We start from the raw sequence: 4,444 nt of genomic DNA on the forward strand, positions 1-4,444 counted from the left end.
GCACAACCCGTGGTAATTTGCTCGCTCGTGTCAAGCAGATTTTGTGGCAATTCCACTAGAAAAGAGTGAGTATCTACCTCTGGGTTGGTAATAGTAACTGTGCCGGAAAGACCAAATTGAGAACTGGCGGTGATGTCGCTAGTGGGGGTAAGTTGGGGGCGATTTGCCAAACCGAAGATGCTTTGGGTATTAATTTGAATATTGCCGCCGTTGCCGCCGACAGCGTTGGCGATGATGTCGCTGTTTTCTAGACCGACAATGGTGGGAGAATCGAGGGTAATATTGCCTCCCGTAGATGCGCCGGTAGCATTCGCGGTGAGAGAACTGCCACCTCTTAAGATCAAGGAATCGCGAACGTTGAGGTTAATATTTCCCTGACTGCCCCCGTTTACTTCGGCTTGCAGGCTGCCCCCATTATCGAGCAAGATATTGCGAGCGGTAGCGTTGAGGTTTCCGGCATTGCCTCCTCCCGTATTGCTGACCGTAATTTCTGCACCATCTCGGACTCGTAAGTTTCCAGCAGTAATGTCGATCGAACCGGCAGCAAAATTGCTCACGGAAAAGGCGGCGATGCTGCTGGCAACCTCACCATCTGGGGAAATTCCACTCACCTCAATCTCGTTGACTCGGAGGTCGATCTGTCCTCCATTTCCTTTCCCCAACGTTGAAGCGGTAATTTGTCCGCCCTCAAACACCCGCAGGCGTAAGGCTTCTAAGGTAATGTTCCCGCCCGAAGCCGTCGAACGAGCCCCCACCGTAGCCGAGATCCCGCTACTAACACCAAAGAAATCGACCAAGGCACTGCTGACCTCAACATTGGTAGCACGAATGTTAATATTTCCCGCGTTTCCACTGCTTTGGGTAGCGGAGGTAATTTGTCCGCCGTCTGCCAAACGCAGGACATTGGTTACTACCGTAATATCCCCGCCGCGACCGCCACTTCCAACTGAGCCAAGTAACGGTGAAGCTTGGCTGAAAATGCCGCTGAAAAACTCTCCCGCCGGGTTTGTCCCGGCAATTTCCAAAGATTCTGTGGCTCGGATGACAATATTCCCAGCATCGCCGGTACTGGAGGTGGTAGTTTGTACCCGTCCTTCGTTGAGCAAGCGCACCCGATTGGCATCAAGGGTGATATCACCCCCATCGCCACCCTGACCGATGTTGGAGGCAAAAATTCCACTCGCATTAAAACTATTTGCGGTGGCACCCACTGCTTCAACTTCACCGGCGCGAACTTCAATATTGCCAGCATTTCCTCGACCAAAATTCGAGACACGTAATGCTCCTCCATCGGCTAACCGCAGTAGGGGGGTTTCAACGATGATGTTTCCACCATTGCCTGTGGCTTCTGGTTGCACGAGACTCGCAATTTGCAAGAGACGATCGGGTCGATTGAGGTTTTCACCCGTCAAGGAGATCCGATCTCGAGCCATCACTGCGATCGACCCGGCATTCCCTTGTGCAAAGGTTTCGCTCTGCAATTGACTGTTGTTGCTCATCTGCAATTGTCCCGTGGCAATGGCGATATTTCCAGCATTGCCTTGACTCGAGGTTGCCGTATTGATGTCGGCATTATCTAGAGAGAGGAGCGAGTCGACATTGAGGCGAAGATTGCCTCCCCGTCCGAGAGCAAAGGTGCGGTTGGCAATTTGGGCGGCATTGCTCAAGGATAACTGTTGAGTATTAATCGCAATATCGCCTCCAGCCCCCGACTTAGAGGTTTGGGAAAACACGCCGCTCGATACGGATAGATTCGGGTTGAACGCTCCAGCAGCAGGCAATGCACGTGTCGGTAGGGGCAGATTACCTGGGCTTTCGACCGATAGATTCAGGGTATAGGTATCGCCGACTTGGAGAGGGGTTCCAGCAATCGTTTGATTAGTTCGAGTGAATGAGGGATCGCCAGCAATTCCGATTAAGTAAACGCCCGGTTCTGGAAGCTTGGTTGCGATGTAGGCATCCCCACTAACATTCTGAATCAGTGGGGTACTACCCAGCCCACCAGCATTAGGTGAAGAGGTCAAGCCAGACGCTAGGAGTTGTCCGGTGCCGCGATTGAATAAATAAACCAACCCCAAAGGACCCCGATCGATATCAATTATGACGCGGCTGTTGGGAGCGGTGACACTAAAGGAGTAGTAATCTACTCCTGATTCTGCTGGGCCTAAAACCGTATTGCCGCTGACAATTTCGGTTCTCGTGCGTTGGATAGAAACGTAAGGAATGCCACCAGCTCCCGAGGCTTCGACATTGGGATTCGGTTCGGTGCTAAACGGTAATGCATCAACATTGAAGACGAGTAAATTCAGAAACGGATTCTCTACAAATGCCGTGTTTTCTCCGCCAAAAGTAGTGCTGCCACTCACGTTCAGCGCGATCGCTCCCGCACTGCCACTATTAGTGGTAGCTGTAAGAATTTGCCCGCCGCTTTCTCCCACTAGGGTATTGAGGTTGGCGACAATGGAGCCACCGTTGCTGCTGCTTTGAGTTACGGCGGCTACAAATCCTTGATTTGATAAGTTGAGCGTTCCTTGGGGATTGTTAATTGTAATGTTTCCACCCGTTCCACTGGTTTCTGTAGCCGAGCGAGATAAGATGCCGCTAAATTGTCCGTCGTTGCTAAAACCAGAGATGTTCACAGCACCATTGGCATTAACGACAATCTCTCCTGATGTCCCGGTAGCGTTCGTAACGGTTTGAATCCTCGAACCTCCCGTCACGGTCAGGGAACCCGTGGTTAACTCAATACCTCCCCCGTTACCGATTGCCCGAGTTGCCACGTCAATGGCAATCAGACTGCGGGTACTCAGAGTCGTATTACCCGTGGCGTTGATGGCAATCTTTCCGGCGACGGCACCGTTAGAACCCAAACCTTCTCCCAGTCCTCCTCTCAATTCGCTGGCATCTGAAAGCGTCAGATTTCGGGCATTGACTCCCATGTTCCCGTTTCCCCCAGCAGCAACATTCACAACGCTTCCCCCACTCAGGGACACATCCCCTCGCGAGACTCCGTTCGGAAAGCTCAATCCTTGCCATCCGTTAAGTTGAACGGTTCCTAATGCTGATAAGCCACCCAATTCCACTCGTCCCCCCGGTGCGTTTAAGGTGCTGCCGTTGAGGGTGACATTTCCGCCGAGTAACGCTAGGGTTTGCCCGTTAGCAACGTTGAGGGTGGTTCCTTGCAAATTCGTACTGGCGGGAGTGGGTTGGTTCCACTGCAATCCTATGGGAACGTTGACGGTGAGTAGAGGCGGCGCGTTGGGTTCGGTGGCACTGAAAACGCTACCATCCTGAAACACCACGCTGTTGGCGGTACTCCCCAGAAACGACCCACCGATATTGAGTCTGGCATTGGGTCCGAAGACAATACCATTGGGGTTGAGCAAAAACAAATTCGCGCCACCATTAGCGCGAAGTAACCCGTCGATATTAGAAATGTTTCCCCCTGTCACCCGACTGAAGATGTTTTGCACATCGACCGGATTGTTAAAAAATGCTTCTCCCCCAGTGGGAAGGGAAAATTCTTTAAAACTATGGAATAAATTGCCCCCAGCGCGACTTCCCCCATCGATGGTGAGAGTGTTGCCGTTCGGCGTGACGATGGAATTGACGGGTAGAGTTGCGTCTGGGACGATTTGCGCTGCCACTGAATAGGGAAATAATAGAGTTGATGCAGCGTACGCCACACCCTGCAAACACCATAGCTTCATCACTATACCTGCACCACTTCTACTAATTGCGATTTGACTGTTGCAGTAGTTTATTCAATTGCTTGCGCCAACCTCATCAGTAATTACCCTGGTGTCAGCTCCGGTATATTCAACGGTTATCGGTGAAAGCCACTAATTGTGCGTTATATCATGTCCTTAGGTATCGGTAGTGTATGGATGGCTAATTGCTCGCTTGCTAATTGCGAGCTTTTCAATTGCCTCCAAGCCATTAGCGATTAGCTATTAGCAGTTACACAACCGTTGCTATTGGACATGATATTAGGTGTCGTTAAGGATTGCGTAAACCCGATGATGATAGTGGCAGTGTCTGACAGTTGGTAGGTGACTGCCAAGAATTGCTGCTGCTAGCAGCATCAGCTACCAATTCGATTTGACCTTGTGCATTGATCCGGAAACCAGTGGCTTCTACAATCTCTGGAGTTGTTTCAGTTTTCGGTAACTTTTGTGCTGTTTGACTCACCTGGGATAAATCTCTGTTATCCCACCAAACCGCACGACCTAAAAGTGCTGAACTAGGGTTTTCTGGTAAGCCACCCCGTCCCGTGATGCTAAAGGTATTGCCCCCATCGGCGGCACAACCCGTGGTAATTTGCTCGCTCGTGTCAAGCAGATTTTGTGGCAATTCCACTAGAAAAGAGTGAGTATCTACCTCTGGGTTGGTAATAGTAACTGTGCCGGAAAGACCAAATTGAGAACTGGCGGTGATGTCGCTA

General features: G+C 51.0%; 1 protein-coding gene and 1 pseudogene. Both read right to left on the minus strand.

Annotated features, from left to right (window positions below):
• Nucleotides 1-3,710 (minus strand): filamentous hemagglutinin N-terminal domain-containing protein (locus ACE1CM_RS39535; RefSeq protein ID WP_374884490.1); only part of this gene is annotated, 3,710 nt, incomplete at its 3' end.
• A gap of 289 nt (nt 3,711-3,999) precedes the next feature.
• Nucleotides 4,000-4,444, minus strand: a pseudogene (locus ACE1CM_RS39540) (filamentous hemagglutinin); the annotation flags it as partial.

This window comes from Microseira sp. BLCC-F43 (assembly GCF_041929235.1).
Lineage (GTDB): Bacteria > Cyanobacteriota > Cyanobacteriia > Cyanobacteriales > Aerosakkonemataceae > Microseira.